The following is a 23569-nucleotide window of genomic DNA, read 5'->3' as shown; positions in this document are numbered from 1 at the left end:
CCGAAGCGGCCTTTGGCCGCCTCCCCCCAAAGGGGGGCGCACCCGACGGCCCGACGGCCCGGCGGAGCCGGTTCCGTGGGTGCACTGGCCTTGAATCCCGGCGTGCGACCGGGGATGGAGACAAAGAAGTGAGTGAGACAACGTTTGACTACATCGTCATCGGCGGTGGCACGGCGGGCAGTCTGCTGGCGAACCGGCTGTCGGCGGACCGCCGGGTGCGGGTGCTGCTGATCGAGGCGGGGCGCAAGGACGACTACCACTGGATCCACATCCCGGTCGGTTATCTGTATTGCATCGGCAATCCGCGCACGGACTGGCTGTACCAGACGGAGCCGGACGCGGGTCTGAACGGCCGTGCGCTGCGCTATCCGCGGGGCAAGACGCTGGGTGGCTGTTCGAGCATCAACGGGATGATCTACATGCGCGGGCAGTCGCGCGACTACGAACAGTGGGCGCAGATCACCGGTGACGACACCTGGCGCTGGAACCAGGTGCTGCCTGCCTTCAAGGAGCACGAGGACTACTACCTCGGCGCCGACGAAATGCACGGCGCGGGTGGCGAATGGCGCGTGGAAAAGCAGCGCCTGCGCTGGGACATCCTCGACGCATTCGCACAGGCCGCGCAAGAAGCCGGCATTCCGCATTCCACCGATTTCAACCGCGGCAGCAACGAAGGCGTGGGCTACTTCCAGGTGAACCAGAAGAACGGCTTCCGCTGGAACACGGCCAAGGCCTTCCTGCGTCCCACCTGCTATGGCCGCAGCAACTTCGTGATGTGGACCACCGCGCAGGCCACGCGGCTCGTGCTGGAAAAGCAGCCGGACGGCAGCCAGCGCTGTACCGGCGTGCAGGTGTGGGACGGCCAGCAGATGGTGACGGCACATGCCACGCGCGAAGTGCTGCTGTCCGGCGGCAGCATCGGCTCGCCGCAGTTGCTGCAGCTCTCGGGCATCGGCCCGGCCGACCTGTTGCAGCAACACGGTATCGCGCCGGTGGTGGACCTGCCCGGCGTGGGTGCGAACCTGCAGGACCACCTGCAGATCCGTGCCGTCTTCAAGATCAACGGCGCGCCCACGCTCAACGTGCTGGCGTCCTCGTTGTTCGGCAAGGCGCGCATCGGCCTCGAATACGCGTTCAAGCGCACCGGGCCGATGAGCATGGCGCCATCGCAGCTGGGCGCGTTCACACGCTCTTCGGCCGACCATGAATGGCCCAACCTCGAATACCACGTGCAGCCGCTGTCGCTGGACGCATTCGGCGAGCCGCTGCACAGCTTCCCCGCATTCACCGCGAGCGTGTGCAACCTGAACCCGACGAGCCGCGGCACGGTGCGCATCCGCAGTGCGCGCTTCGGAGATGCGCCGGCCATTGCACCGAATTACCTGAGCACCGAGGAGGACCGTAAGGTCGCGGCTGATTCGCTGCGCGTGACGCGCCGCATCGCCGCACAACCGGCACTGGCGAAGTACAAGCCTGAAGAATGGAAACCGGGCCCGCAGTACGAGAGCGATGAAGACCTCGCGCGACTGGCCGGTGACATCGCAACGACCATCTTCCACCCGGTGGGCACGACGCGCATGGGCGCTGACGGCGACCGGATGGCCGTGCTCGACTCGCGCCTGCGCGTGCGCGACGGGCGCGGCGGACTGATCGCCGGCTTGCGCGTGGTCGATGCGGGCGCGATGCCCACCATCACCAGCGGCAACACCAACAGCCCGACGCTCATGATGGCCGAGAAGGCTGCGGGCTGGATTGCGGAGGACGGTGCTGCAGCGGCAACCGCTGCCGAAGTTCCTGCTTCAGCGCAGACCGCCGACGTAGCGTGAGCCACCCGCCGGTGGCGGCGGTGGCGGCCCCCCTGGCGGCTTGGGTGGCGGCGCGCCGGGAGATCCGGGCGGCGCCGGAGGCGGGGACGGTGCGTCCGCCGTCGGGTTCACGCGCATGCTCACCGTGCGAACCGCTGCCTCCATGAACGTGGCCCGCGCCTGCTCGATGGGTGCCGCCCAGGCGCGTTCGAGACGCGTGGCCCACTCCTCGAGCTCGGGCGCCTTGTCCTCCACGGCACGCTGGCGCGCGAACTTGATCATGGCCTGCGCATATTCGCTGTTGGTGGCCATCCACTCGGTATCGGTCACGCGGCCCGTGCGACGGCGCAGCAGCACGTGCAGGTGCGCTGCAACCGCGACACGATCGTTGGGCATCACGGACATGGACGCGCCTGGTCAGTGGCCGATGCGTTCGCGGTGCTGTGCGATGTCCAGGCCGGTCTGCTCGGCCTGTTCGTCAGCACGCAGGCCCACGATCACGATGGTCAACCCCAGCAACACCGCCGTGCCGATGGCACTGTAGGCAGCCACGGCCCCGACGCTGATGAGCTGTGTGAGGAAGTTGCCCTCCACGCCCGACACTGTCTTGCTGGCCAGCAGGCCGGTGAGCAGCGAGCCCACGATGCCACCGATGCCATGCACGCCGAACACGTCGAGCGAATCGTCCGCGCGCAGCAGGCGTTTGAGACCCGTGGCGCCCCAGTAGCAGGCCAGGCCCGCCACCACGCCGATGATCACCGCCGAGCCCGGCGTGATGAACCCTGCGGCAGGTGTCACCGCGACCAGTCCGGCCACCAGGCCCGAACACAGACCCAGCAATGAAGGCCTGCCACGCACCGTCCATTCACCCGCCATCCACGCCAGCGCGCCGGCCGATGCCGCCAGATGCGTGACCAGCATGGCCAGCCCTGCGCGACCATCGGCCGCCACGGCAGAGCCCGCATTGAAGCCGAACCAGCCGACCCACAGCATGCCGGCGCCGGCCATCGTCAGACCGAGGTTGAAAGGCTCGAAAGGTTCGCGCCCGTAACCCAGGCGCGGGCCGAGCATGTAAGCACACACCAGCCCCGATACGCCTGCGTTGATGTGCACCACCGCACCACCCGCAAAGTCCAGCGCTCCCATCTGGGCGAGCCAGCCGCCCGGCTCCCAGACCCAGTGCGCGATCGGCGCATAAACCAGCAGCGACCACATGCCGATGAACCACAACATGGCCGAGAAGCGCATGCGCTCCACGAATGCGCCGACGATCAGGGCGGCCGTGATGATCGCAAAGGTCAGTTGGAACATCGCGTAGACCGACTCGGGAATGTTCGGCGCCACATGACTCACCGACACCTTGCCGGCCTCCTTCATGTAGTCCATACCGGCGAACCACATGCGCGAGGTGTCGCCGATGAATCCGCTACCCGGCGTGAACGCCCACGAATAACCCGCCGCAAACCAGAGGATGGACACCAGCGCCGCGATGCCGACGACGCAGGCCATGGTGTTGAGCACGCTTTTCTTGCGCACCATGCCGGCGTAGAAGAGCGCGATGCCGGGCAGCGTCATGAGCAGGACCAGCGCCGTGGACACCAGCATCCAGGCGGTGTCTGCACCGTTGAGGGAACTCTGATCCACGAGACCGGGGCGTGTGACCGGTGCCGGTGCAGTTTCGGCCACCGCGGGCGCTGCAGCGACGACCACGGCAGGCGCGGCGGTTGCCGATGGCGCAGCGGGAGCAGAAGGTGCCTGCGCATGCGAGTGCCCCGTTCCTCCCAACATCCCCAATCCCAAGACCACGGTTCCCAACCCGACCGCCATACGGCGTATGGCTTTTTGCGCGAAATTCATGTCTGGCGCCTTTGTTATGACTACTTTGGTGCATGGAGCACAAGTCGTGCCAAAGCGGCCCAACCCCGCGCCAGTCCGCGACTTTTCTCACATCGCGGACAAAACGCACGCCGCGCCGACGCACGGGTAAGTCCTAATGCACAGACTCGGTGCAGCCGTTACAGTCATTCCACTCGCAAACGGGCCGACACGCTCGTGAGGACGAGGGACTGAGGAGACATTCCAAGAATTCGTCCAAAAATATTCCGGGCACTCCCATCGGGTTGCCCTTCAAAGGCGCCGTGACCGGCGCCTTTTTGTTTTCCGCGACAATCCCGGCTGCCTTTCTCCGCAGCACTTTCTCTCCCATGGAACTGATCATCGTCACCCTGGCCTCGCTGCTGGCCGGGTTTGTGGACTCCATCGTCGGCGGCGGCGGCCTCGTTCTGGTCCCCGCGCTCTTCGCAGTCTTTCCCAACACGCACCCGGCGACGCTGTTCGGCATCAACAAGAGCGCGTCGGTCTGGGGCACCGCCACGGCCGCGTGGCAGTACAGCCGCCGCGTCGAGATGCGCTGGACTGCGTTGCTGCCCGCCGCGGCGGCAGGCTTCATCGGGTCGTTCGCCGGCGCCTGGCTCGTGACGGTCATCTCTGCGGACTACCTGCGCAAGCTGCTGCCCTTCATCCTTGCCGCCGTGCTGGCGTACACCCTCGCCCGCAAGGACATGGGTCGCGTGCATGCACCGCGCTTTGCCGGCCGCACCGAGACCCTCGCGGCCGGCACCATCGGCCTGCTCATCGGTTTCTATGACGGCTTCTTCGGCCCGGGCACCGGCAGCTTCTTCGTGTTCCTGTTCGTGCGCTGGCTCGGTTACGACTTCCTCAATGCCTCGGCATCGGCCAAGCTCCTCAACACGGCCACCAACCTCGCCGCGCTCATCCTGTTCGCGGTGAAGGGACACGTGTGGTGGCACTACGCACTGGCGTTGGCCATCGCCAACGTCATCGGCAGCGTGCTGGGCACACGCATGGCGCTGAAGCACGGTGCGGGCTTCGTCCGCGGTGTGTTCGTGTTCGTGGTGAGTGCGCTGATCCTGAAGACGGGCTACGACGCGTTCTTCAGGTAATCACTGGGGCGCGGCCGTGCCCGCAGCCACTGGCCAGGCGGCCTCGGCGCCCTTGCGGGGCTTGCCGATGGGTGGGCCGCCCTGCCCGCGACGCACGGCGGCCATGTCTTCTTCGCTCGGGTACTGGTCCAGCAGCCAGTAGTCGAACACGCGCCGCGCGATCGGTGCCGCTGCTTCCGCGCCCCAGCCCGCGTTCTCGACGATGAGTGCGAGCGCGATCTTCGGGTTGTCGGCCGGCGCGAATGCCATGTAGAGCGCGTGGTCGCGCTGGTGCTCCTCCAGCCGCGCGGCGTTGTACTTGTCCTTCTGTCCGATCGTCACCGCCTGCGCCGTGCCGGTCTTGCCACCGGACACGTAGCCCGCGCCGCTGAAGACGCGCGTGGATGTGCCTTCCTGGGTCACGCCGACGAGCGCACGCTTGACGATGGCGACGTTCTCCGGCTTGTAGCCGAGGTCTTCCGCCGGCGAAGGCGGGGCCGGTACGCGCGTGTGCGAGAGCGAATCCTGCGTGGCGATGACGAGCTGCGGCTTGTGCTTGATGCCGTCGTTCGCAACGATGGCGGTGGCCTGCGCAAGCTGCAGCATGGTGAAGGTGTTGTAGCCCTGGCCGATGCCCAGCGAGATTGTCTCCCCCGCATACCAGCGCTTCTGCTCCGGCTTGCGGTAGGCATTGCGCTTCCATTCTTGGCTGGGCAGCACGCCGCGCACTTCGCCGTTGATGTCGATGCCGGTGATCTGCCCGAAGCCCAAGGGCTTCATGAAGTCGTGCATCGCATCCACGCCCATCTCGTTGGCGAGCGAGTAGTAATACACGTTGCTGGACTTCACGATGCTGCGGTACATGTCCACCGGGCCGAGCGCGGTGTCGCCATGACTGCGGAACGTATGACCCCCGAAGGTCCACGACGCGTTGTCCTGCACGATGACGTTGGCCGCGCGCGTGCCGGTCTGCAGTGCCGCGAGCGCCATGAAGGGCTTGTAGGTCGAGCCCGGCGGGTAAGTGCCGCGCAGCGCGCGGTTGAGCAGCGGCCGGTCGATCGACTCGTTGAGCGCGGTCCAGTTCTCCACGTCGATGCCGTCCACGAACAGGTTCGGGTCGAACGTCGGCTTGCTCACGAAGGCCAGCACCTGACCGGTCTTCGGGTCGATGGCGACCAATGCGCCGCGCCGGTCACCGTACAGGTCTTCCACCAGTTTCTGCAGCTTGATGTCGATCGACAACATGACCGTGTTGCCCGGTGTGGACGGGCTGCTGGCCAGGCGGCGCACCGCGCGGCCGCCCGCCGAGGTCTCCATCTGCTCGACGCCCGTGATGCCGTGCAGTTGCGACTCGAAACTCTGCTCCACGCCGAGCTTGCCGATGTATTCGGTGCCCTTGTAGTTGGCCTGCTCCTCGTCGCCCCACTCCTCCATTGCCTTCTTCTCCGCCTGGTTGATGCGGCCGATGTAGCCGATCACGTGGCTGGCAAGTTCACCATACGGATAGTTGCGGAACAGGCGTGCCTTGATCTCCACACCCGGGAAGCGGTAGCGCTGCGCAGTGAAGCGCGCGACCTCTTCGTCGGTCAGCTTGGTGCGGATGGGCACGGACTCGAAGTTGCGCGACTCCTCCATGAGCCGCTTGAAGCGTCGCAGGTCACGCGGCTGGATGTCGACGAGCTCGCCCAACTGTTCGATGGTGGCCTGCACGTCGCCGGCTTTGGATGGCGTGATCTCCAGCGTGTAGGCCGAGTAGTTCGTGGCCAGCACGATGCCGTTGCGATCGAGGATGAGGCCGCGGTTGGGCACGATGGGCACCACCGCCGTGCGGTTGCTTTCGGCCTGCGCGGCCAGATCGTCATGGCGCACCACCTGCAGGTAGATGAGCCGCGAGAGCAGCAACGCGAACGCGAACAGCACGACCGCGCCGATCACCAGCACCCGCGTGCGGAACCGCATCAGGTCGGCTTCGACATTGCGCAACTCGGTCATGGCAGTGGGACGGATTCGGGGGATGTTATCGCTGCGATGCGCGGATCACAACCGGCGTTACAGCGGACGATTCTCGTCCGGGTCCGGCGCGCGGCGCTGCGGTGCAAGCAGCAGCACCGACACGACGGGCCAGAGCAAGGCCTCGAACACGGGCGACAGCAGCAGCGAGAACCCCGGGAACGAATCGCCCGCGGCCAGGCGCACCATCCATTCGATGAAGCGCGCCGCCACGAACAGTGGCAACACCTGCAGCGCCTGCGAAGGCACGGTGAACCACAGCAGACGCCGGTGCACGGTGATCGCGAAGAATGACAACACGGTGTAGGCCAGTGCATGCTGACCGAGCAGCGCGGACTGGTGCACGTCCATCGCCATCCCGAAGATGAAGGCCGCACCGATGCCCACGCGCAGCGGCTGGTGCACGCTCCAGAACACGATGACGAGCGCGAGCACGTCGGGCATCCAGGGTGCGCGGCCCAGCGGCAGCATGTTCACGAACAGCGCGAAGACCAGGCTGCCCCAGATGAAAAGAGGGTTGGCAGGCAACAGCAGTTGCTGACCGGGGCGCATGATCATGGCGCGGGACCTTTCTTCGCGGGTGCCCTTGACTTTGCTGCACCTGCTGTACTTGCGGGCTCATCCTTCGGCAGCTCGATCTTGCCCACCGGGTCGAGCACGACCACGTAGCGTGCACCGCCCACCAGCGCGAGCGGCGTGCAGTAAATGCGCGCAAAGGCCGACTCGGCACGCCGCTCCACCTTGTCCACGCGCGCCACCGGCAAACCGCCGGGGTACACGCCATCCACACCGCTGGTGACGAGCAGGTCGCCTTCCTTCACATCGGCATTGGCGGCGATGAAACGCAACTCCAGCGCGCCGCCGTCGCGGCTGGGTTCACCGAAGGCGACGTTGCGCGCGTTGGTGCGCGTGTTGAGCACGGGAATGGAAAGATCGCGGTCGATGACGAGCGTCACCTCGCTCAGCAGCGGGTACACGCGCGTCACTTGCCCGAGCACACCGAATTCGTCGATGACCGCCGAGCCCGGCTGCACGCCCTGGCCGAGGCCCTTGTCGATGATCACCTTGCGGGAATACGGATCGGCTGCTTCGTGCAGCACCTCGGCTGCGCGGCCGGGTGCGGTCACGCGCTCGCGCAGACCCAGCAGGCGGCGCAGGCGCTCGTTCTCGCCGGCGAGTTCTTCGACCTGGTTGGCGCGCTGGGCCTGCTTTGCGAGGCGTTCGCGCGATTGCGCGTCGCTCTGCTGCGCCTGCTGCAGGTCGGCGAAATACTGGCCGCCCCCGCGCAGCAGCAGCACGGGACGCAAGGCGAGCCACTGCACGGGATAAAGCACCGTGGCCACCGCCGTGCGGATGGGTTGGGAAATGTTCAGGCGCGTGTCCGCGACCATCAGGAACAGCGCGAGCGCGCTGAATACGATCAGTTTGGACAGCGCCGAGGGCCCCTGCTTGAAGAAGGGGGGAGGCGTGCGGTCCAGGGTCCCCAGTGGCATGGCTCAGGACTGCAACGCGGGCGTCATTCGCTCGTGAAGATGCTTCCCAGTCGCTCCATGCGCTGCAGGGCAATGCCACATCCGCGGACCACGCAGGTCAGCGGGTCTTCGGCCACCAGCACGGGCAGGCCGGTCTCTTCGGCGAGCAGGCGGTCCAGATCGCGCAGCAGCGCGCCGCCGCCGGTGAGCATCATGCCGCGCTCGGCGATGTCGGCGCCCAGTTCGGGCGGCGTCTGTTCCAGCGCGTTCTTCACTGCCGACACGATGTTGTTCAGCGGATCGGTCAGCGCTTCGAGGATTTCGTTGGACGAGATCGTGAAGCTGCGCGGCACACCCTCGGAGAGGTTGCGGCCCTTCACTTCCATTTCCTTCACCTCGGAACCGGGGAAGGCCGAGCCGATGCTCTTCTTGATGGCTTCTGCCGTCGGCTCGCCGATCAGCATGCCGTAGTTGCGGCGGATGTAGTTGATGATCGCGTCGTCGAAGCGGTCGCCGCCCACGCGGACGCTGCCCTTGTAGACCATGCCACCCAGCGAGATCACGCCCACCTCGGTCGTGCCGCCACCGATGTCCACGACCATCGAGCCGGACGCTTCAGAGACCGGCAGGCCGGCCCCGATCGCGGCAGCCATCGGCTCCTCGATCAGGTACACCTCGGAAGCACCGGCACCGAGTGCCGATTCACGGATGGCGCGGCGCTCGACCTGGGTGGAGCCGCAGGGCACGCAGATGATGATGCGCGGGCTCGGCCTGAGCACCGAGCGCGGGTGGACCATCTTGATGAACTGCTTGAGCATCTGCTCGGTGACGGTGAAGTCGGCGATCACGCCGTCCTTCATGGGGCGGATGGCCTCGATGTTGCCGGGCACCTTGCCCAGCATGGCCTTGGCTTCGTGGCCGACGGCCTGGATGGTTTTCTTGCCCTGCGGGCCGCCTTCGTGGCGGATGGCGACGACGGAAGGTTCGTCGAGGACGATGCCCTTGTCGCGCACGAAGATCAGGGTGTTGGCGGTGCCAAGGTCAATCGCCAGGTCGGTGGAAAAGTACCGACGGAAAGCTCCAAACATTACAGTCCTCTCAGGCACAGACAGCACTTCGGCGGCCCATCGCCAGTATTCAGTGATCGAAAATCCGGTTTTTGGATGCGTAAACCCGTGTTTTGGCGGCATTTCCGCCATTCGAACCGAGCCATTGCACCAAAGGCGGGATAATACCCGATCCCCTGTGAATAACTTGGCTGCGCAGCCCCTTTCCGAGGGTGTTTCTGCCCGTGGCCCGACGTTTTCCCGATCATGTCCCTGACCTCTTCCGACATCGCACGCATCGCCAACCTTGCGCGGCTCGAACTGAGCCCCGACGAAAGCGAGCGCATGCTCACACAGATCAACGGCTTCTTCGACATCGTCGGGAAGATGCAGGCTGTGGATACCTCGGGTGTGGAGCCCCTGTCCCACCCCGTGGCAGCCATCCAGGATGTAACTCTTCGTCTGCGTGACGACGTCGCCTCCGAACCCGACATGCGCGAAGCCAACCAGCAAAGCGCGCCTGCTGTCGAACGTGGCCTCTTCCTCGTGCCGAAGGTGATCGAATGAGCGCGCTCAACAGCAAGGACCTGCACGTCCAGGGCGTCGCGCAGCTCGCGAAGATGCTGCGCGAGAAAGATGTCTCGGCCGTCGAAGCCACACAGCACTTCATCGCCCGCATCCGGCAGAACGACGGCCTCGGCGCATTCCTCTCGGTGAACGAGGACGCAGCGCTCGACGCGGCGCGCGCCGCCGACGCGCGCATCGCTTCCGGCAATGCCGGCGCACTCGAAGGCGTGCCGATCGCGCACAAGGACATCTTCGTCACGAAAGATGCGCCGACCACCGCCGGCTCGAAGATGCTCGAAGGCTATCGCTCGCCCTTCGACGCCACCGTGGTGACGAAGCTCGCGCAGGCTGGCGCGGTGTCGCTCGGCAAGCTCAACTGCGACGAGTTCGCGATGGGCTCTTCCAACGAGAACTCCGCGTACAAGCCGGTGAAGAACCCGTGGGATGTCTCGCGCATTCCGGGCGGTTCGTCGGGCGGCAGCGCAGCGGCCGTGGCCGCACGCCTGCTGCCCGCCGTGACCGGTACCGACACCGGCGGATCGATCCGCCAACCCGCGTCGTTCTGCGGCATCACCGGCATCAAGCCCACGTACGGACGCGCGTCGCGCTACGGCATGATCGCCTTCGCTTCGTCACTCGACCAGGCCGGGCCGATGGCGGTGTCGGCCGAAGACTGCGCGCTGCTGTTGTCGCAGATGTGCGGGCCCGATCCCGATCGCGACTCGACCTCGCTCGATGTGCCCGCTGAAGATTTTTCGTTGCGCCTGAACGATTCACTCGAAGGTTTGCGCATCGGCATTCCGAAAGAATTTTTCGGTGAAGGCCTGGCGCCCGACGTGCGCGCCGCCATCGATGCCGCGCTTGCCGAGTACAGGAAGCTCGGCGCGACGCTGGTGGACATCACGCTGCCGCGCACCGAGCTCTCGATTCCCGTGTACTACATCATCGCGCCCGCCGAAGCGAGTTCCAACCTGAGCCGCTTCGACGGCGTGAAGTTCGGCCATCGCGCGAAGGCCTACGACGACCTCACCGACATGTACAGGAAGACGCGCGCCGAAGGCTTCGGCGACGAAGTGAAGCGCCGCATCATGATCGGCACCTATGTGCTCTCGCACGGCTACTACGACGCGTACTACCTGCAGGCGCAAAAGATCCGCCGCATGATCGCGAACGATTTCCAGAGTGCGTTCGAGCAATGCGACGTGATCGCCGGCCCCGTCGCACCGACGGTGGCATGGAAGCTCGGCGACAAGGCCGACGACCCGGTCGCCAACTACCTTGCGGACATCTTCACGCTGCCCGGCTCGCTCGCGGGCCTGCCCGGCATGAGCGTGCCCTGTGGCTTCGGCGAAGGCGGCATGCCGGTGGGCCTGCAACTCATCGGCAACTACTTCGGCGAAGCGCGCCTGCTCAACGCGGCGCACCGCTTCCAGCAGGCCACCGATTTCCACCTCCGCCGCCCGGAGGGCTTCTGACATGACCGCCAAACTCGTCCAGGGCTATGAAGTCGTGATCGGCTTCGAGACACATACCCAGCTTTCCACCGCGAGCAAGATCTTCAGCCGGTCGTCCACCGGATTCGGCGCCGAGCCGAACACGCAGGCATCGCCGGTGGATCTCGCGCTGCCGGGCACGCTGCCGGTGATGAATATCGGCGCTGTGGAGCGCGCAATCCGCTTCGGCCTGGCCATCGGCGCGCACGTGGCACCGCGCAGCGTCTTTGCGCGCAAGAACTATTTCTACCCCGACCTGCCCAAGGGCTACCAGATCAGCCAGTTCGAAATCCCCGTCGTGCAGGGCGGCGAGATTTCGTTCTTCGTCGGCGACGAGAAGAAGACCGTGCAACTGGAACGCGCGCACCTCGAAGAAGACGCGGGCAAATCGCTGCACGAGGACTTCGTCGGCCAGTCGGGCATCGATCTCAACCGCGCAGGCACGCCACTGCTGGAGATCGTCACCAAGCCCGACATGCGTTCGTCGGAAGAAGCCGTCGCGTACGCAAAGGAGCTGCACAAGATCGTGACGTGGATCGGCATCTGCGACGGCAACATGCAGGAAGGCAGCTTCCGCTGCGACGCCAACGTGTCGGTGCGCAAACCCGGCCAGCCGTTCGGCACGCGCCGCGAGATCAAGAACCTCAACAGCTTCCGCTTCATGCAGCAGGCCATCGACTTCGAGGTCCGCTGGCAGATCGAGCAGATCGAAGACGGCCACGAGATCCAGCAGGCCACGGTGCTGTTCGACCCCGACACCGGCGAGACGCGCGCGATGCGCACCAAGGAAGACGCGGCCGATTACCGCTACTTCCCCGATCCGGATCTGCCGCCGCTGGCCATCTCGCGCGAATGGGTGGAGCGGGTGCGTGGCGACATGCCCGAACTGCCGCGTGTGATGGTGCAACGCTTCGTGGGCGACTACGGCCTGCCCGAGTACGACGCCGAAACGCTCACGCAGACCAAGGCGATGGCGGGCTACTTCGAGGCCACGGTCGCAGCCGCCGGCAAGGACAAGGCCAAGCTCGCGAGCAACTGGATCATGGGTGAGGTCTCGCGCCGTCTCAACGCCGAAGAGATCGGCGTCGATGCGGCAAAGGTCAGCGCCGCGCAACTCGCGCAACTCATTGTGCGAATTGCCGACGGAACCATTTCCAACAATGCTGCAAAACAGGTGTTGGATCTGCTTTGGGCCGCTGGCTCAATCGCCGGCGAACCCTTGCATGTCGACTATGTTGATCGCACGATCGAGGAACAGGGCCTCAAGCAGATGAACGACTCCGGCGCGCTGGAGAAAATCATCGACGAGGTGATTGCCGCCAATCCCGACAACGTCGCGCAGTTCAAGGCCGGCAAGGACAAGGCGTTCAACGCGCTGGTCGGGCAGGCCATGAAGGCCAGCAAGGGCAAGGCGAATCCGCAGCAGGTGAACGACCTGTTGCGCAGGAAACTCGGCTGAACCCTATTTCTTCGCTGGCGCAGCGGCGGCCGCGCGCGCTGCGGCCTGCGCGCCCCACAGTTCCTTGAGCTTGACCAGCTCTTCGTCGAAGCGCGCGTTCACGCGGGCCTTTTCGCCGTCCTGGTCGGAGATGAACTTGGCCTGGATGACGCGGCTGCGGTCGTTGTCGTCGCGCTGGCGCTTGAGCGAGTTCGGCGCCTTGGTCGGGTCCTTCTTGTAGAACTCGTACTCGGCGTCGATCTGGCCCTTCTGCTGGTTCAGTTCATCGGTGCGCTTCTTCGCGGCAGCGATGACGGCGTCAATCTGCGCAATCGCCTCGGCGCGTTCCTTCACGTGGACTTCGATGGTCGGATACCGCACGAGCAGTGCGCGGTCGCGCCGGCGCTCCTCGCGCACCCGCGCTTCCTCGGCAGCACGCTGCTTGGCCAGCTCTTCACGTTCGGCCTGCTCATGCGCGGTGAACGACGGATCGACCGTGCGGCGGATCGTGCCGGACGGGTTGAGTTCCTTCTGCTCGCGGTCGATGCACTCGATGATCGGGCGGTCGGAGGTGATCTTGCGGCCCCGGCTGTCGGTGCAGGTGTAGATGCCGGACTGCGCCCAGACGGGGACCATGCTTGCGCCCAGCATGAGGCCGAAAAATCGTCCCAAGGCGCCCAGGCGCAGCATGCGTTGCACAAGAATCCTTTCAATCCACGCCGTAGCGTTCCCTGTAAGCCAGCACGTTCTGGTGATGGATTCCGAGACCGCCGGAACCCTGATTCGCCAGATACTGCAATAAATCTGCCAGTCTCGCAATCGCGCAGACCTGTAACCCGAGCTGGGACCGGACATATTGCACTGCACTATGGGAAACATCCTGCCCGTTCTCGGTCGCCTTCTCCTGCCGGTCCAGCGCGATGGCCACCGCGTGCGGCACCGCACCTGCAGCCTGGATGATGCCGATGGACTCGCGCACCGCAGTGCCTGCAGACATCACGTCATCGACGATCAGCACGCGGCCCTTGAGTGGCGCACCCACCAGCGTGCCGCCTTCGCCGTGGTCCTTGGCTTCCTTGCGGTTGTAGGCGAAGGGCACGTTGCGACCCAGTCGCGCAAGCTCGATGGCGACCGCCGCGCCCAGCGGGATGCCCTTGTAGGCCGGGCCGAACAGCATGTCGAACTCGATGCCGCTGGCCGTGATGCGCTCGGCGTAGAACCGGGCCAGCCGGCCGAGCTTCGCGCCATCGTCGAACAGCCCGGCGTTGAAGAAATACGGCGACAGGCGGCCGGCTTTGGTTTTGAACTCACCGAAGCGCAAAACCCCCGATTCGACGGAGAATTGCACGAAATCCTGGGCCAGCCGGTCCATTTGTGCCGAACCTGCGCCTTCAACCGTCATGGGAAATTCCTTGTTCAGATTAACCAGCCTCAACCTCAACGGCATCCGTTCCGCGTCCACCAAGGGCGTCGCGCAATGGGTCGAAAGCCAGCGTCCCGATTGTATTTGCGTGCAGGAAGTGAAGGCCCAGGCGGCCGATCTGGCCGGCAAGTTCGAGGACATGGCCGGCATGAAGGGCCACTTCCACCTCGCGCAGAAGAAGGGCTATTCGGGCGTGGGCATCTACAGCCGCCACACGCCAAGCGACGTGGTCATCGGATGGGGCGACGAGGAGTTCGATGCCGAAGGCCGCTATGTCGAGTTGCGCTTCGACTCGCCCAAACGCAAGCTGTCCATCGTGAGTTGTTACTTCCCCAGCGGCTCTTCGGGCGAAGAACGGCAACTGGCGAAGTTCCGTTTCCTGGCCGGCTTCTTTCCTTATCTGCTGAAACTCAAGGCCAGCCGCGAGTTCATCCTGTGCGGTGACATCAACATCGCGCACCAGGAAATCGACCTGAAAAACTGGAAGAGCAACCAGAAGAACAGCGGCTTCCTGCCCGAAGAGCGGGCGTGGATGACAAAACTGTTAGACAAGTCTGGCGAAGGCGGCGGTCTGGTTGACGTTTATCGCCACCTCGAACCCACCGCGACCGACACCAGTTACACATGGTGGAGCAACCGCGGCCAGGCCTATGCGAAGAATGTGGGCTGGCGGCTGGACTACCACCTGGCCACGCCCACCATCGCCGACACCGCGCGCTCCGCGTCCATCTACAAGGACGTGAAGTTCAGCGACCACGCACCCCTGACCATCGACTACGACTGGAAACTCTGAGAACCGGATTGAAGCCGCCCGAGGCAGAAGATCCAGTCCCCGCTCTTTCAATATCCAAGGAAAACTCCGTCATTTTCTCGGGCGATTCCTGAGTGCGTTTTCCAGCGTCTTCAGCTCGGCTTCGTCCTGCTGATCAGCCTGGGCAGCTTCCTGTTGCTTGCGACGCTGGTCAAAGTCCAGATACAGCGCGTGAGTGCTGCTTTCCATCTGCGTATGGCTGATCGTGCCTGCATGTGTGAGAACTGGAAAGCCATTGCTGCCGATGATCTGGTCCACGTTCTGGCGCCAGAAGTGCATGCGGATTTCCTGGCGGTTCTTGGTGCGCAACTCTGCCGTTTCGAGAAAGATCACCACCAGCCGGTTCAGCGTGTCGATCTCGTCAGCATTCAGGTAATTCTTGGCGACAACGATGTCCTGCTTGCGAACCTGCGCACCTTTCCAATGCAGCAAGCCCAAGTGCGGGTCATCGGGATTGGCCCGCGCTGTGATGAGTTCGGCCGCGGTCTTCTGGGTCACCGCGTACAGCAGCAGGTTCTGGACGGTAGCAAAGAAGGTCTGAGTCGCCTGGTCCGTCTTGTCGTAGTCGCTGGAGAGCGCAAACAGATCGCGCACCTTCTGATAGAACCGCTTTTCCGAAGCTCGTATGTCCCGGATGCGCGCCAGCATCTCGTCAAAGTAGTCCGGGCGGCCGTCCGGGTTCTTCAGTCGCTCGTCGTCCATCACGAAGCCCTTGAGCAGGTACTCCTTGAGCGCAGTGGACGCCCAGCGGCGGAACTGCACGCCGCGAGGCGAGCGCACCCGGTAGCCCACAGCGAGGATGGCATCGAGGTTGTAGAGGGTCACGGGGCGATTGACCTGTCGGCTTCCCTCCGTTTGAACTACCGAGGATTCCTCGGTAGTTGCCTCCCGGCCCAGTTCACCGTCCTCATAGACATTTTTGAGGTGCAAGCCCACGTTGTCCGTACTGACATCAAACAATTCCGCCATTTCGCGCTGGGAAAGCCAGACGGTTTCATCTCTGGCTCGCAGCTTGATCTGACTGCGGCCGTCTTCTGTGGTGTAGAGAATCAATTCGCTCATGGCGCTGGCCCAATTGCTTGCTTGGCAGCAGGCTGGGCAAAAATGCCAAGGGGCTCGAATTTGTACCGCGTCAGGAACGCGTCCTGAATCTGCTTGAGCAATTGCTTATTGATCTTTGATCCGGACATTAAGGCGAAATGGATGGTTTTCACTTATTGTCGCCGCCCGCACACGCCGTGCCCAGCGCCATAAGCAGCTTGCTGCCAGAATGCGGACTTTCCCGAACACCTGCACGCATCTCCCCCTGAAGGACACGACCATGGCCGATCTCAAGAAATTCCCCATCACCCGCAAGTGGCCCGCAACGAAGCCCGACGTGCTGCAGCTTTATTCACTGCCCACGCCCAACGGCGTGAAGGTGTCGATCATGCTGGAGGAGCTCGGCCTGCCCTACGAAGTGCATCGCGTGGCGTTCGACACGAACGACCAGATGACGCCCGAGTTCCTCTCGCTCAGCCCGAACAACAAGATCCCGGCGATCCTCGACCCCAACGGGCCGGACGGCAAGCCCTTTGCGCTGTTCGAGTCGGGCGCGATCCTCGTGTACCTGTCGGGCAAGACCGGCAAGCTCATGCCGAAGACCGACACCGGCCGCTACGAGGCGTTGCAGTGGGTGATGTTCCAGATGGGCGGCATCGGCCCGATGTTCGGCCAGCTCGGCTTCTTCCACAAGTTCGCGGGCAAGGCGTACGAAGACAAGCGTCCGCGCGACCGTTACGTCGCCGAATCGAAGCGCCTGCTCGGCGTGCTGGACAAGCACCTCGCAGGAAAGAAATGGATTCTCGGCAACGAGTACAGCATCGCCGACATCGCGACGTTCCCGTGGATCCGCAACCTCGTGGGCTTCTACGAGGCGGGCGATCTGGTCGGCTTCGACGATTTCTCCAACGTCAAGCGCGTGCTCGCCGAATTCGTGAAGCGGCCCGCCGTGCAGCGGGGCCTGCTCATCCCCGCCACACCGAAGAATTGAGGAACCGGATTACTCGCCGCCGAGCTTGGCGGTGACTTCGCGCTTGCCGAGCTTGCGGGCAGCGGCCAGCGCGGTCAGTTGCGCGGCACGCGGACGCGCCTTGCCGGTTTCCCAGTTGTAGATGGTCTGGGACGAAACGCCCACGAGCTTGCCCATTTCGGCAGCCGACAGGCCCAACCGCTCGCGGCGCGTGCGCAGGCGGTCAGCGCTGAAGCGCAGGCGCGGGCCTTCCTCGTCCTCGCTGGCCTTGGCGGCCGTGCCGGCACTGCGTGCGGTGGTCTTCGCCAGCTTCTTGATCTGCGCTTCCAGCGCGGCGAGCCGGCGCTTGAGCGCTGCGATTTCCGAACGGTAATTGGCCGATGACTTTTTCAGCGCCGTGGTTTCGGTGCGCTGCTCCTTGCGGGCGACACGCGAGATTTCATCCTTGAGGAGCTTGGCGAAATTGGGCATAGGGTCTTCTTTGGGAACGAAGGCCCGATCTTAGCCGCCCGCCATGCAGCCACTTATAAACTTTGGTTCACGCTTACAAAGTCCGGGAATGCCGCACACCGCTACCAAAGGGCCCCGACCGGTGCCGTTCCACACAAATCAACGGCTGCGGTAATCGCCCTGGCGTGCCAGATGTACCTGGTGCAAAGTGATCTTGCGCACTTCGGCCTGGCTCGTCTCGATGTGCGCGCGCAGCAGCATCGCCGCCTGGTCCCCGCGCTTGGCACGGACAGCCTTGAGGATCTTCCCGTGCTCGTCGTAGGTCGCGTCGATGCGCGGCTGCTTGGTGAAATCCAGCCGGCGGATGATGCGGATGCGGTCGGTCACGTCGCGGTGCACGCGCGTCATCTCGGCATTGCCGGCGGCGGCGACCAGCGAGCAGTGGAAGGCTTCGTCCCACTGCGCGACCTGCACGGTGTCGGCACTGCGCGCTGCCACGGGCACGAGCCAGATCGACACCAGCTCGTCCAGCAGGGCCCGGTCCACGCGGCGACCGTGCAGGCCTTCCTCGCACAGGCGATGCACCGCCGTCGTCTCCAGCACCATGCGCAGGTCGTAGAGCTGCTCGAACTGCTCGAAGTCGAACGGCAGCACGCGCCAGCCGCTCCTGAACAGCACTTCGACGAAGCCCTCCTGCTGCAACCTGAACAGCGCCTGGCGCACGGGCGTTCGCGACACGCCCAGACGTTCGCTGATCTCGTTCTCGGTGAAACGGTCACCGGGCACGAGTTTGAACTCGGCCACGTCCTGCTTGAGCTGGTCGTACACCTCGTCCGCGCGCGAACGGAATGTCGTCGCGTCGGTCGCGGGGGCGGAGGGGCGTCGGATGGTGGTCTGCACGGGGAAATATTAGCCTGATTGCGGAATCAACCCGATTGCAGGGCCGCAAGAAGCGGGCCGCTCGGCGCGGTCCAGCCCACGATGCCGCCCTGCGCGCGCATCATGTCGATGGCCGACGCCTTGAAGTGCGGGAAGTAGCTTTCGGTGCAGTCCTCCAGCAGCAGGCAGTCGTAGCCACGGTCATTGGCCTCGCGCATGCTGGTCTGCACGCACACCTCGGTGGTCACGCCCATGAAGAGCAGGTGCGTGATGCCGCCCTGCTGCATGAGGTTGTGCATCGGCGTGGCATAGAACGCGCCCTTGCCCGGCTTGTCGATCACCACCTCGCCCGGCAGCGGCGCAAGCTCGGGAATGATCTGGTTCCCCGGCTCGCCCGCAATGAGGATGCGGCCCATCGGTCCTTCGTCGCCGATGCGCAGGCTCGGGTTGCCGCGGTTGCGCTTGGCCGGCGGACAGTCGAGCAGGTCGGCGCGATGCGCCTCGCGCGTGTGGACCACGAGCCCGCCCGCCGTGCGCCACGCCTCCAGCACCGACTTGCAGGCCGGCACGATGGCCGACAGCAACGCGACGTTGTTGCCCAGCGTCTCGCCGAAGCCGCCGGGCTCGATGAAGTCGCGCTGCATGTCGATGATCACGAGCGCGGTCTTGTCGACTTCGAATTCATAGGCGAAAGGACTTGCATCGATCTTCATTGCATCTCTCCAATTCCAGGTAGCCACGGAACCGGCTTTGCCGGGCTGCTTCAGGGGTGTTCATCAATGCCCTCCACCCATGTGGGCACCCAGCTCATGGCGTTGCGCGGTGGCGGCCTCCGTCTCGAACACGATGCGCCCCTCGCTCATCACGACGATGCGGTCGGCCAGTTCGAGCAACTCGTCCAGGTCTTCACTGATGAGCAGCACTGCACCGCCCTTGTCGCGTACCTGCACGATGCGCTGGTGGATTTCGCTCACCGCCTGGAAGTCGAGACCGAACACCGGGTTCGCCGCGATCAGCACGTTGATGTCGCCCGCGAGTTCGCGTGCGAGCACCGCGCGCTGCACGTTGCCACCCGACAGGCTGCGGATCGGCGCACCCTCGCCCTGCGTCTTCACGCCGTATTCCGCGATCCATTCGCGCGCACGCTGTTTCCAGGCACCGAACTTCAGCAGGCCGCCCTGCGCGAGCGGGGGCTGGTCGAAATCGCGCAGCGCCATGTTCTCGGCCACGCTCAGGTCGCCGACGCAGGCGTTGCGCAACGGCTCTTCGGGCAGGCTGCGCACCTTGAGGCTGCGGTTCTCCGCGCGCGTGGCGGCATAGGGTTCGCCCATGACTTCGACGCGGCCGGACGCGCGTGCACGCTGGCCGACCAACGCTTCCACCAGCTCGCGCTGTCCGTTGCCCGACACGCCCGCGACGCCGAGGATCTCGCCCGACTTCACCGCGAGATCCACGCCATGCAACGCAAGCGTGCCGCGGTCGCCCTGTGCGGTGAGCGCGCTCACCTTCAGCGCCACGCGCGCATCGGCTGCAGCGGGCGCACGCGATTGTTGGGGCTTGCCCTCGTCAGCCAGCGCCGAAGCGGACTCGCCCATCATCGCCTGCGCCAGCAGTTGCGGGTTGGTATCGGGCACGCGCGTGTGATGCACGGCCTTGCCACGGCGCAGTACCGTCACGCCGTCGGCATAAGCCATCACTTCCCGGAACTTGTGCGTGATGATGAGCACGGTGCACTGGCCGCTCCTGGCGAACTCGCGCACGTGGCCGAGCACTTCGTCGGCTTCCTGCGGCGTGAGCACCGAAGTCGGTTCGTCCAGGATCAGCAAGCGCGGCTTCAGGTACAGCTGCTTGAGCAGTTCGAGCTTCTGCTTCTCACCCGCTGCGAGTTCGGACGGGCGTGCATCGAGGTCGAGCGTGAATGGCGTGGTCGCCAGGAATGCCTTCAGTTCGGCGCGCTTGGCCGTCCAGTCGATGATGGCCGGCGTCTTGCCGCCCGCCATGAGCAGGTTCTCCGCCACCGTCATGCCGGGTGCGAGCGTGAAGTGCTGGTACACCATGCCGATGCCGAGCGCACGCGCGACGATGGGATTGGCGATGTCCTGCTCTCGCCCGTCGATGAGGATGCTGCCTTCTTCCGCACGCTGGAAGCCCGCCACGCACTTCACCAGCGTGCTCTTGCCTGCGCCGTTCTCGCCGAGCAGCGCATGCACCGTGCCGGGCTCCACGCGCATGGTCACGCGGTCCATCGCGGTGAAGCTGCCGAAGCGCTTGGTGAGTTCGTAGGTGTCGAGCGCGAGCGCGCCGGTGCCCGGCGGCAGGGCGCCGATGGGGCGGTCAAGGGTTTCTTCGGACATGGCGTCTTCCGGTTTCAGGACTTCACATCACCGACAGCGCATCGAGCAGCGCCTTCGATGTCGAATGCGCGCCGAACACGCCACCCTGCATGGTGATCATGTTGAGCGCGGCCTGGTGGTTGGCCGGGTCGGTAGCGGCGGTGCAGTCGGACAGCAGCAGGCATTCAAAGCCGCGATCGTTGGCGTCGCGCATGGTCGTGTGCACGCACACGTCGGTCGTGATGCCCGCGAGGATGATGTTCTCGATACCGCGCGTGCGCAGGATCATCTCCAGGTCCGTCGCATAGAACGAGCCCTTGCCCGGTTTGTCGATGACGACCTCGCCTTCGAGCGGCGCGAGTTCGGGGATCAGCTCCCAGCCCGGCTCGCCGCGCACGAGGATGCGGCCGCACGGCCCCGCGTCGCCGATGCCCGTGCCGTTGGCGCCGATCTGCCGCGAGCGCCAGCGCTTGTTGGCCGGCAGGTCCGACAGGTCGGGCCGGTGGCCTTCACGCGTGTGGATGATGTGGAAGCCCAGCGCGCGCATGCGCTCGAGCACCTTCGAGATCGGCCCGATCGGCGCGCGTGTGAGCGAGATGTCGTAGCCCATCACGTCGACATAGCCGCCTTTGCCACAGAAGTCGGTCTGCATGTCGATCACGATGATGCAGGTGTTGGCCGGATGCAGCGCGCCGTTGTAGGGCCACGCGTAAGGATTGGCCTGCACATAGAGCGCGGAAGAGAGCGTGACAGCGTTCATGGTCATCTCCTGATCTGTTTGTTCATCGCGTGGAAGACAGCTCGCCCGGCGTGCCGGCCGCCACACTGCCCGGCTTGCAGGTGAGCACGAGGATCACCAACGTGAGCACGTAGGGCACGGTGTTGAAGAGGTGGTAGCCCCAGCCGACGCCGATGGACTGCAGCGCCGGCCCGATCGCACCTGCTCCGCCGAACAGCAGCGCAGCCCCCACGCAGCGCAGCGGGCTCCAGCGCGCAAAGATGACCAGTGCCACGGCGATGAGCCCCTGGCCACTGGAGATGCCTTCGTTCCAGCTGCCCGGATAGAACAGCGTGAGCGACGCGCCGCCCAGGCCTGCGATGAAGCCGCCCGCCGCCGTCGCAGCGATGCGGATGCCCGACACCGAATAGCCGAGCGCGCGCGTCGCATTGGCGGAGTCGCCCGCCATGCGTACCAGAAGACCTGCGCGCGTCCTCGCAAAGCCCCACCACATCGCCACGGCCAGCAGCACGCCGATGGGCACCAGCGCGTTGATCTGCAGCGCCGCACGCACGGCGGAGATGTCGCTCCAGTTGCCCAGCGGGATCGACGGGATCTGCGGCGCCTGCGGCTGGATCAGCGGCTTGCCGAGGTAGAACGCGAGCCCGGTGCCCAGCAGCATCAGCGCGATGCCGGTCGCCACGTCGTTCACGCGGTTGAGTGAACACAGCACACCGTGCAATGCAGCGAGCAGCGCGCCCGCCAACGCACCGACGAGCACACCGATCCACGGCGAGCCGCTCAGGTACGCGCCGCCGAACGACGCCATGGCGGAAAGCACGAGCACGCCTTCCAGCCCGAGGTTGATGCGGCCTGATTTTTCGGTGAGGCATTCACCCAGGCTCACGAAGAGGAAAGGTGTGCCCACACGCAGCGCACCGCCGACGATGGCGGCGAAGAAGGCAATCCATTGATCGGGTGTCATGTGCACGGTCCTTTCACGACAGTTTGTCGCCCATGGCGGCCTGCACGGGCGTCGGGCCGGATTCCACGCGCTTGAACTTCCCAGCGAGCGCCTTCCAGTCCACATCGCGCAGCGCTTCGCTCGCGAGGATGAACACGAACGCGATGCCCTGCAGCACCAGCACCGATGCGTCGGGCAAGCCCACGCGCCGCTGCAGCAGGCTGCCCGCCGCGCCGAAGCCGCCGAAGAGGATGGCCACCGGGATGATCGCCACCGGGTTGTGCCGCGCGATGAACGCGACCAGGATGCCCGCGTAGCCGTAGCTCGCGATCAGCGACGCATTGGCGCTGGTGTGCACCGCCGCCACTTCCACCGCGCCCGCAAGGCCGGCACATGCGCCACCCAGACCGCAAGCAAGAAGGATGAGCTTCGACGCCGGTAACCCCACCAGCTGCGCCGTGCGCGGATTGCCGCCCACCACGCGGATGGAGAAACCCGAAGCCGTGAGCCTGAGCCACAAGCCCAGCCCGATGCAAGCCAGCACGCCGAGCGCCAGACCCCAATGCACGTCCGAACCGAACATCCCGCCGATGCGGATGCCCTCGGTCAGCGGCAGGGTAGAAGGCTTGTTGAGGCTCGACGGATCGCGCAGCGCCCCTTCCACCCAATGCTTGAAGAGGCCGATGGCCACGTACGCGAGAAGCAGGCTGCTGATGGTTTCGTTGATGCCGCGGAATTGCCGCAGCCAGCCAGCCGCCATGATCCAGAGACCACCGGCCATCGCTCCCGCAATGCACACGGCGAACGACCCCGCGATGCTGTCCGGCAAAGTCACCGCATAAGGCAGCGCCGCAGCCGCCAGTCCGCCGAGAACCAGTGCGCCCTCACCGCCGATGATCACCAGCCCCGCGCGCGCAGGTATGGCGACACACAGCGCAGTAAGCATCAGCGGTGCCGCGCGCTGCAACGTGTTCTGCCACGAGAACCAGTCCCCGAAAGCCCCACGGAACAACAGGAACCACACCTCGACCGGATCGACGCCGGCAAAGGCGACGAAGATGCCAAAGACACCCAGCGCAGCAAGAATTGCCGCGACAGGAAGAGCCACTTCACCAACAACGCTTCGCATACCACGCTCCAATTCCAGAGCGGTCACGGAACCGGCTTCGCCGGGCCGTAGACCGCGCCCCCTTGCAAAGGGGGGAGG

Annotated in this window: 24 protein-coding genes; 7 read left to right on the top strand and 17 right to left on the bottom strand. The window is 65.1% G+C overall.

Going from position 1 to position 23569, the window contains the following annotated elements:
* Window positions 1-128: 128 nt before the first annotated feature.
* Window positions 129-1826 (top strand): GMC family oxidoreductase, encoded by a 1698-nt coding sequence (locus ACO2Q9_RS20120; RefSeq protein ID WP_423314074.1) that lies wholly within the window; start codon window positions 129-131, stop codon window positions 1824-1826.
* On the opposite strand, the gene ACO2Q9_RS20115 is transcribed toward ACO2Q9_RS20120, so the two are convergent.
* Both ACO2Q9_RS20115 and ACO2Q9_RS20110 read right to left on the bottom strand, forming a co-directional pair.
* Complete coding sequence (locus tag ACO2Q9_RS20115; RefSeq protein ID WP_423314072.1) at window positions 1800-2210, bottom strand: hypothetical protein; 411 nt, start codon at window positions 2208-2210, stop codon at window positions 1800-1802. The genes ACO2Q9_RS20120 and ACO2Q9_RS20115 overlap by 27 nt on opposite strands.
* Window positions 2211-2222: 12 nt before the next feature.
* Entirely contained in the window at window positions 2223-3593 is a 1371-nt protein-coding gene (locus tag ACO2Q9_RS20110) for an ammonium transporter (RefSeq protein WP_423314070.1), read from the bottom strand.
* A gap of 416 nt (window positions 3594-4009) precedes the next feature.
* Between ACO2Q9_RS20110 and ACO2Q9_RS20105 the strand changes: the two genes are divergently transcribed.
* Window positions 4010-4768, top strand: coding sequence for a sulfite exporter TauE/SafE family protein (locus tag ACO2Q9_RS20105; RefSeq protein WP_423314068.1), 759 nt, complete (start codon window positions 4010-4012; stop codon window positions 4766-4768).
* Here the strand turns inward: ACO2Q9_RS20105 and mrdA are convergent, their stop codons facing one another.
* Genes mrdA through ACO2Q9_RS20085 form a run of 4 tightly spaced genes read right to left on the bottom strand, consistent with a single transcriptional unit; the run spans window position 4769 to window position 9317 of the window.
* A complete protein-coding gene (gene mrdA / locus ACO2Q9_RS20100) occupies window positions 4769-6739 on the bottom strand; it encodes a penicillin-binding protein 2 (RefSeq protein WP_423314066.1) in 1971 nt (656 codons plus the stop codon).
* Window positions 6740-6796: 57 nt separating this feature from the next.
* Window positions 6797-7315 carry a rod shape-determining protein MreD gene (gene mreD, locus ACO2Q9_RS20095; RefSeq protein WP_423314064.1) on the bottom strand — a complete coding sequence of 173 codons (519 nt, stop codon included), beginning with the start codon at window positions 7313-7315 and terminating at the stop codon, window positions 6797-6799.
* Window positions 7312-8250, bottom strand: a complete 939-nt coding sequence (mreC, locus tag ACO2Q9_RS20090; protein WP_423314063.1) for a rod shape-determining protein MreC — start codon at window positions 8248-8250, stop codon at window positions 7312-7314. The genes mreD and mreC overlap by 4 nt, the downstream gene beginning before the upstream one ends.
* A 23-nt stretch (window positions 8251-8273) precedes the next feature.
* Entirely contained in the window at window positions 8274-9317 is a 1044-nt protein-coding gene (locus ACO2Q9_RS20085; protein ID WP_423314061.1) for a rod shape-determining protein, read from the bottom strand.
* 225 nt (window positions 9318-9542) lie between these two features.
* Between ACO2Q9_RS20085 and gatC the strand changes: the two genes are divergently transcribed.
* The 3 genes from gatC to gatB are packed head-to-tail and all read left to right on the top strand — an operon-like array spanning window position 9543 to window position 12794.
* Window positions 9543-9842 carry an Asp-tRNA(Asn)/Glu-tRNA(Gln) amidotransferase subunit GatC gene (gene gatC / locus ACO2Q9_RS20080; protein ID WP_423314059.1) on the top strand — a complete coding sequence of 100 codons (300 nt, stop codon included), beginning with the start codon at window positions 9543-9545 and terminating at the stop codon, window positions 9840-9842.
* The gene (gene gatA / locus ACO2Q9_RS20075) at window positions 9839-11317 is read left to right on the top strand and encodes an Asp-tRNA(Asn)/Glu-tRNA(Gln) amidotransferase subunit GatA (protein ID WP_423314057.1); all 1479 of its coding nucleotides are present in this window, start codon (window positions 9839-9841) and stop codon (window positions 11315-11317) included. Before gatC ends, gatA begins: the two co-directional genes overlap by 4 nt.
* 1 nt (window position 11318) lies before the next feature.
* Window positions 11319-12794, top strand: a complete 1476-nt coding sequence (gatB, locus tag ACO2Q9_RS20070) for an Asp-tRNA(Asn)/Glu-tRNA(Gln) amidotransferase subunit GatB (RefSeq protein ID WP_423314055.1) — start codon at window positions 11319-11321, stop codon at window positions 12792-12794.
* 3 nt (window positions 12795-12797) lie between these two features.
* On the opposite strand, the gene ACO2Q9_RS20065 is transcribed toward gatB, so the two are convergent.
* Window positions 12798-13463: a DUF4124 domain-containing protein gene (locus tag ACO2Q9_RS20065; RefSeq protein ID WP_423314053.1), complete on the bottom strand. Its 666-nt coding sequence runs from the start codon at window positions 13461-13463 to the stop codon at window positions 12798-12800.
* A gap of 19 nt (window positions 13464-13482) precedes the next feature.
* Entirely contained in the window at window positions 13483-14175 is a 693-nt protein-coding gene (pyrE, locus tag ACO2Q9_RS20060) for an orotate phosphoribosyltransferase (protein ID WP_423314051.1), read from the bottom strand.
* A 10-nt stretch (window positions 14176-14185) separates the two neighbouring features.
* Here pyrE and ACO2Q9_RS20055 point away from each other — a divergent pair, with 10 nt between their 5' ends.
* Window positions 14186-14989 carry an exodeoxyribonuclease III gene (locus ACO2Q9_RS20055; protein WP_423314050.1) on the top strand — a complete coding sequence of 268 codons (804 nt, stop codon included), beginning with the start codon at window positions 14186-14188 and terminating at the stop codon, window positions 14987-14989.
* 69 nt (window positions 14990-15058) lie between these two features.
* Here ACO2Q9_RS20055 and ACO2Q9_RS20050 read toward each other — a convergent pair whose 3' ends face one another.
* Together ACO2Q9_RS20050 and ACO2Q9_RS20045 are read right to left on the bottom strand one after the other, a co-directional pair.
* Complete coding sequence (locus tag ACO2Q9_RS20050; RefSeq protein ID WP_423314048.1) at window positions 15059-16069, bottom strand: virulence RhuM family protein; 1011 nt, start codon at window positions 16067-16069, stop codon at window positions 15059-15061.
* Window positions 16066-16221 (bottom strand): hypothetical protein, encoded by a 156-nt coding sequence (locus ACO2Q9_RS20045; protein ID WP_423314047.1) that lies wholly within the window; start codon window positions 16219-16221, stop codon window positions 16066-16068. Before ACO2Q9_RS20045 ends, ACO2Q9_RS20050 begins: the two co-directional genes overlap by 4 nt.
* A gap of 107 nt (window positions 16222-16328) precedes the next feature.
* On the opposite strand from ACO2Q9_RS20045, the gene ACO2Q9_RS20040 reads away from it, so the two are divergent.
* Window positions 16329-17039: a glutathione S-transferase N-terminal domain-containing protein gene (locus ACO2Q9_RS20040; protein ID WP_423314045.1), complete on the top strand. Its 711-nt coding sequence runs from the start codon at window positions 16329-16331 to the stop codon at window positions 17037-17039.
* A 9-nt stretch (window positions 17040-17048) separates the two neighbouring features.
* On the opposite strand, the gene ACO2Q9_RS20035 is transcribed toward ACO2Q9_RS20040, so the two are convergent.
* The 7 genes from ACO2Q9_RS20035 to ACO2Q9_RS20005 form a co-directional block, all read right to left on the bottom strand.
* Window positions 17049-17489 carry a helix-turn-helix domain-containing protein gene (locus ACO2Q9_RS20035; RefSeq protein WP_423314044.1) on the bottom strand — a complete coding sequence of 147 codons (441 nt, stop codon included), beginning with the start codon at window positions 17487-17489 and terminating at the stop codon, window positions 17049-17051.
* Between the two features lie 138 nt (window positions 17490-17627).
* Window positions 17628-18368 carry a GntR family transcriptional regulator gene (locus ACO2Q9_RS20030; RefSeq protein WP_423314042.1) on the bottom strand — a complete coding sequence of 247 codons (741 nt, stop codon included), beginning with the start codon at window positions 18366-18368 and terminating at the stop codon, window positions 17628-17630.
* A 26-nt stretch (window positions 18369-18394) separates the two neighbouring features.
* Entirely contained in the window at window positions 18395-19060 is a 666-nt protein-coding gene (locus ACO2Q9_RS20025) for a cysteine hydrolase family protein (protein WP_423314041.1), read from the bottom strand.
* A 63-nt stretch (window positions 19061-19123) separates the two neighbouring features.
* A complete protein-coding gene (locus tag ACO2Q9_RS20020) occupies window positions 19124-20701 on the bottom strand; it encodes an ABC transporter ATP-binding protein (protein WP_423314039.1) in 1578 nt (525 codons plus the stop codon).
* A 22-nt stretch (window positions 20702-20723) separates the two neighbouring features.
* Window positions 20724-21440 (bottom strand): cysteine hydrolase family protein, encoded by a 717-nt coding sequence (locus ACO2Q9_RS20015; RefSeq protein WP_423314037.1) that lies wholly within the window; start codon window positions 21438-21440, stop codon window positions 20724-20726.
* A 22-nt stretch (window positions 21441-21462) separates the two neighbouring features.
* Window positions 21463-22383: an ABC transporter permease gene (locus ACO2Q9_RS20010; RefSeq protein ID WP_423314035.1), complete on the bottom strand. Its 921-nt coding sequence runs from the start codon at window positions 22381-22383 to the stop codon at window positions 21463-21465.
* Window positions 22384-22396: 13 nt separating this feature from the next.
* Entirely contained in the window at window positions 22397-23491 is a 1095-nt protein-coding gene (locus ACO2Q9_RS20005) for an ABC transporter permease (RefSeq protein WP_423314033.1), read from the bottom strand.
* Window positions 23492-23569 lie beyond the last annotated feature (78 nt).

Origin of the sequence: Variovorax sp. VNK109 (assembly GCF_049445855.1) — a bacterium.
Classification (GTDB): Bacteria; Pseudomonadota; Gammaproteobacteria; order Burkholderiales; family Burkholderiaceae_C; genus JAGOCV01.
This window is presented reverse-complemented; position numbering and strand designations above follow the sequence as displayed.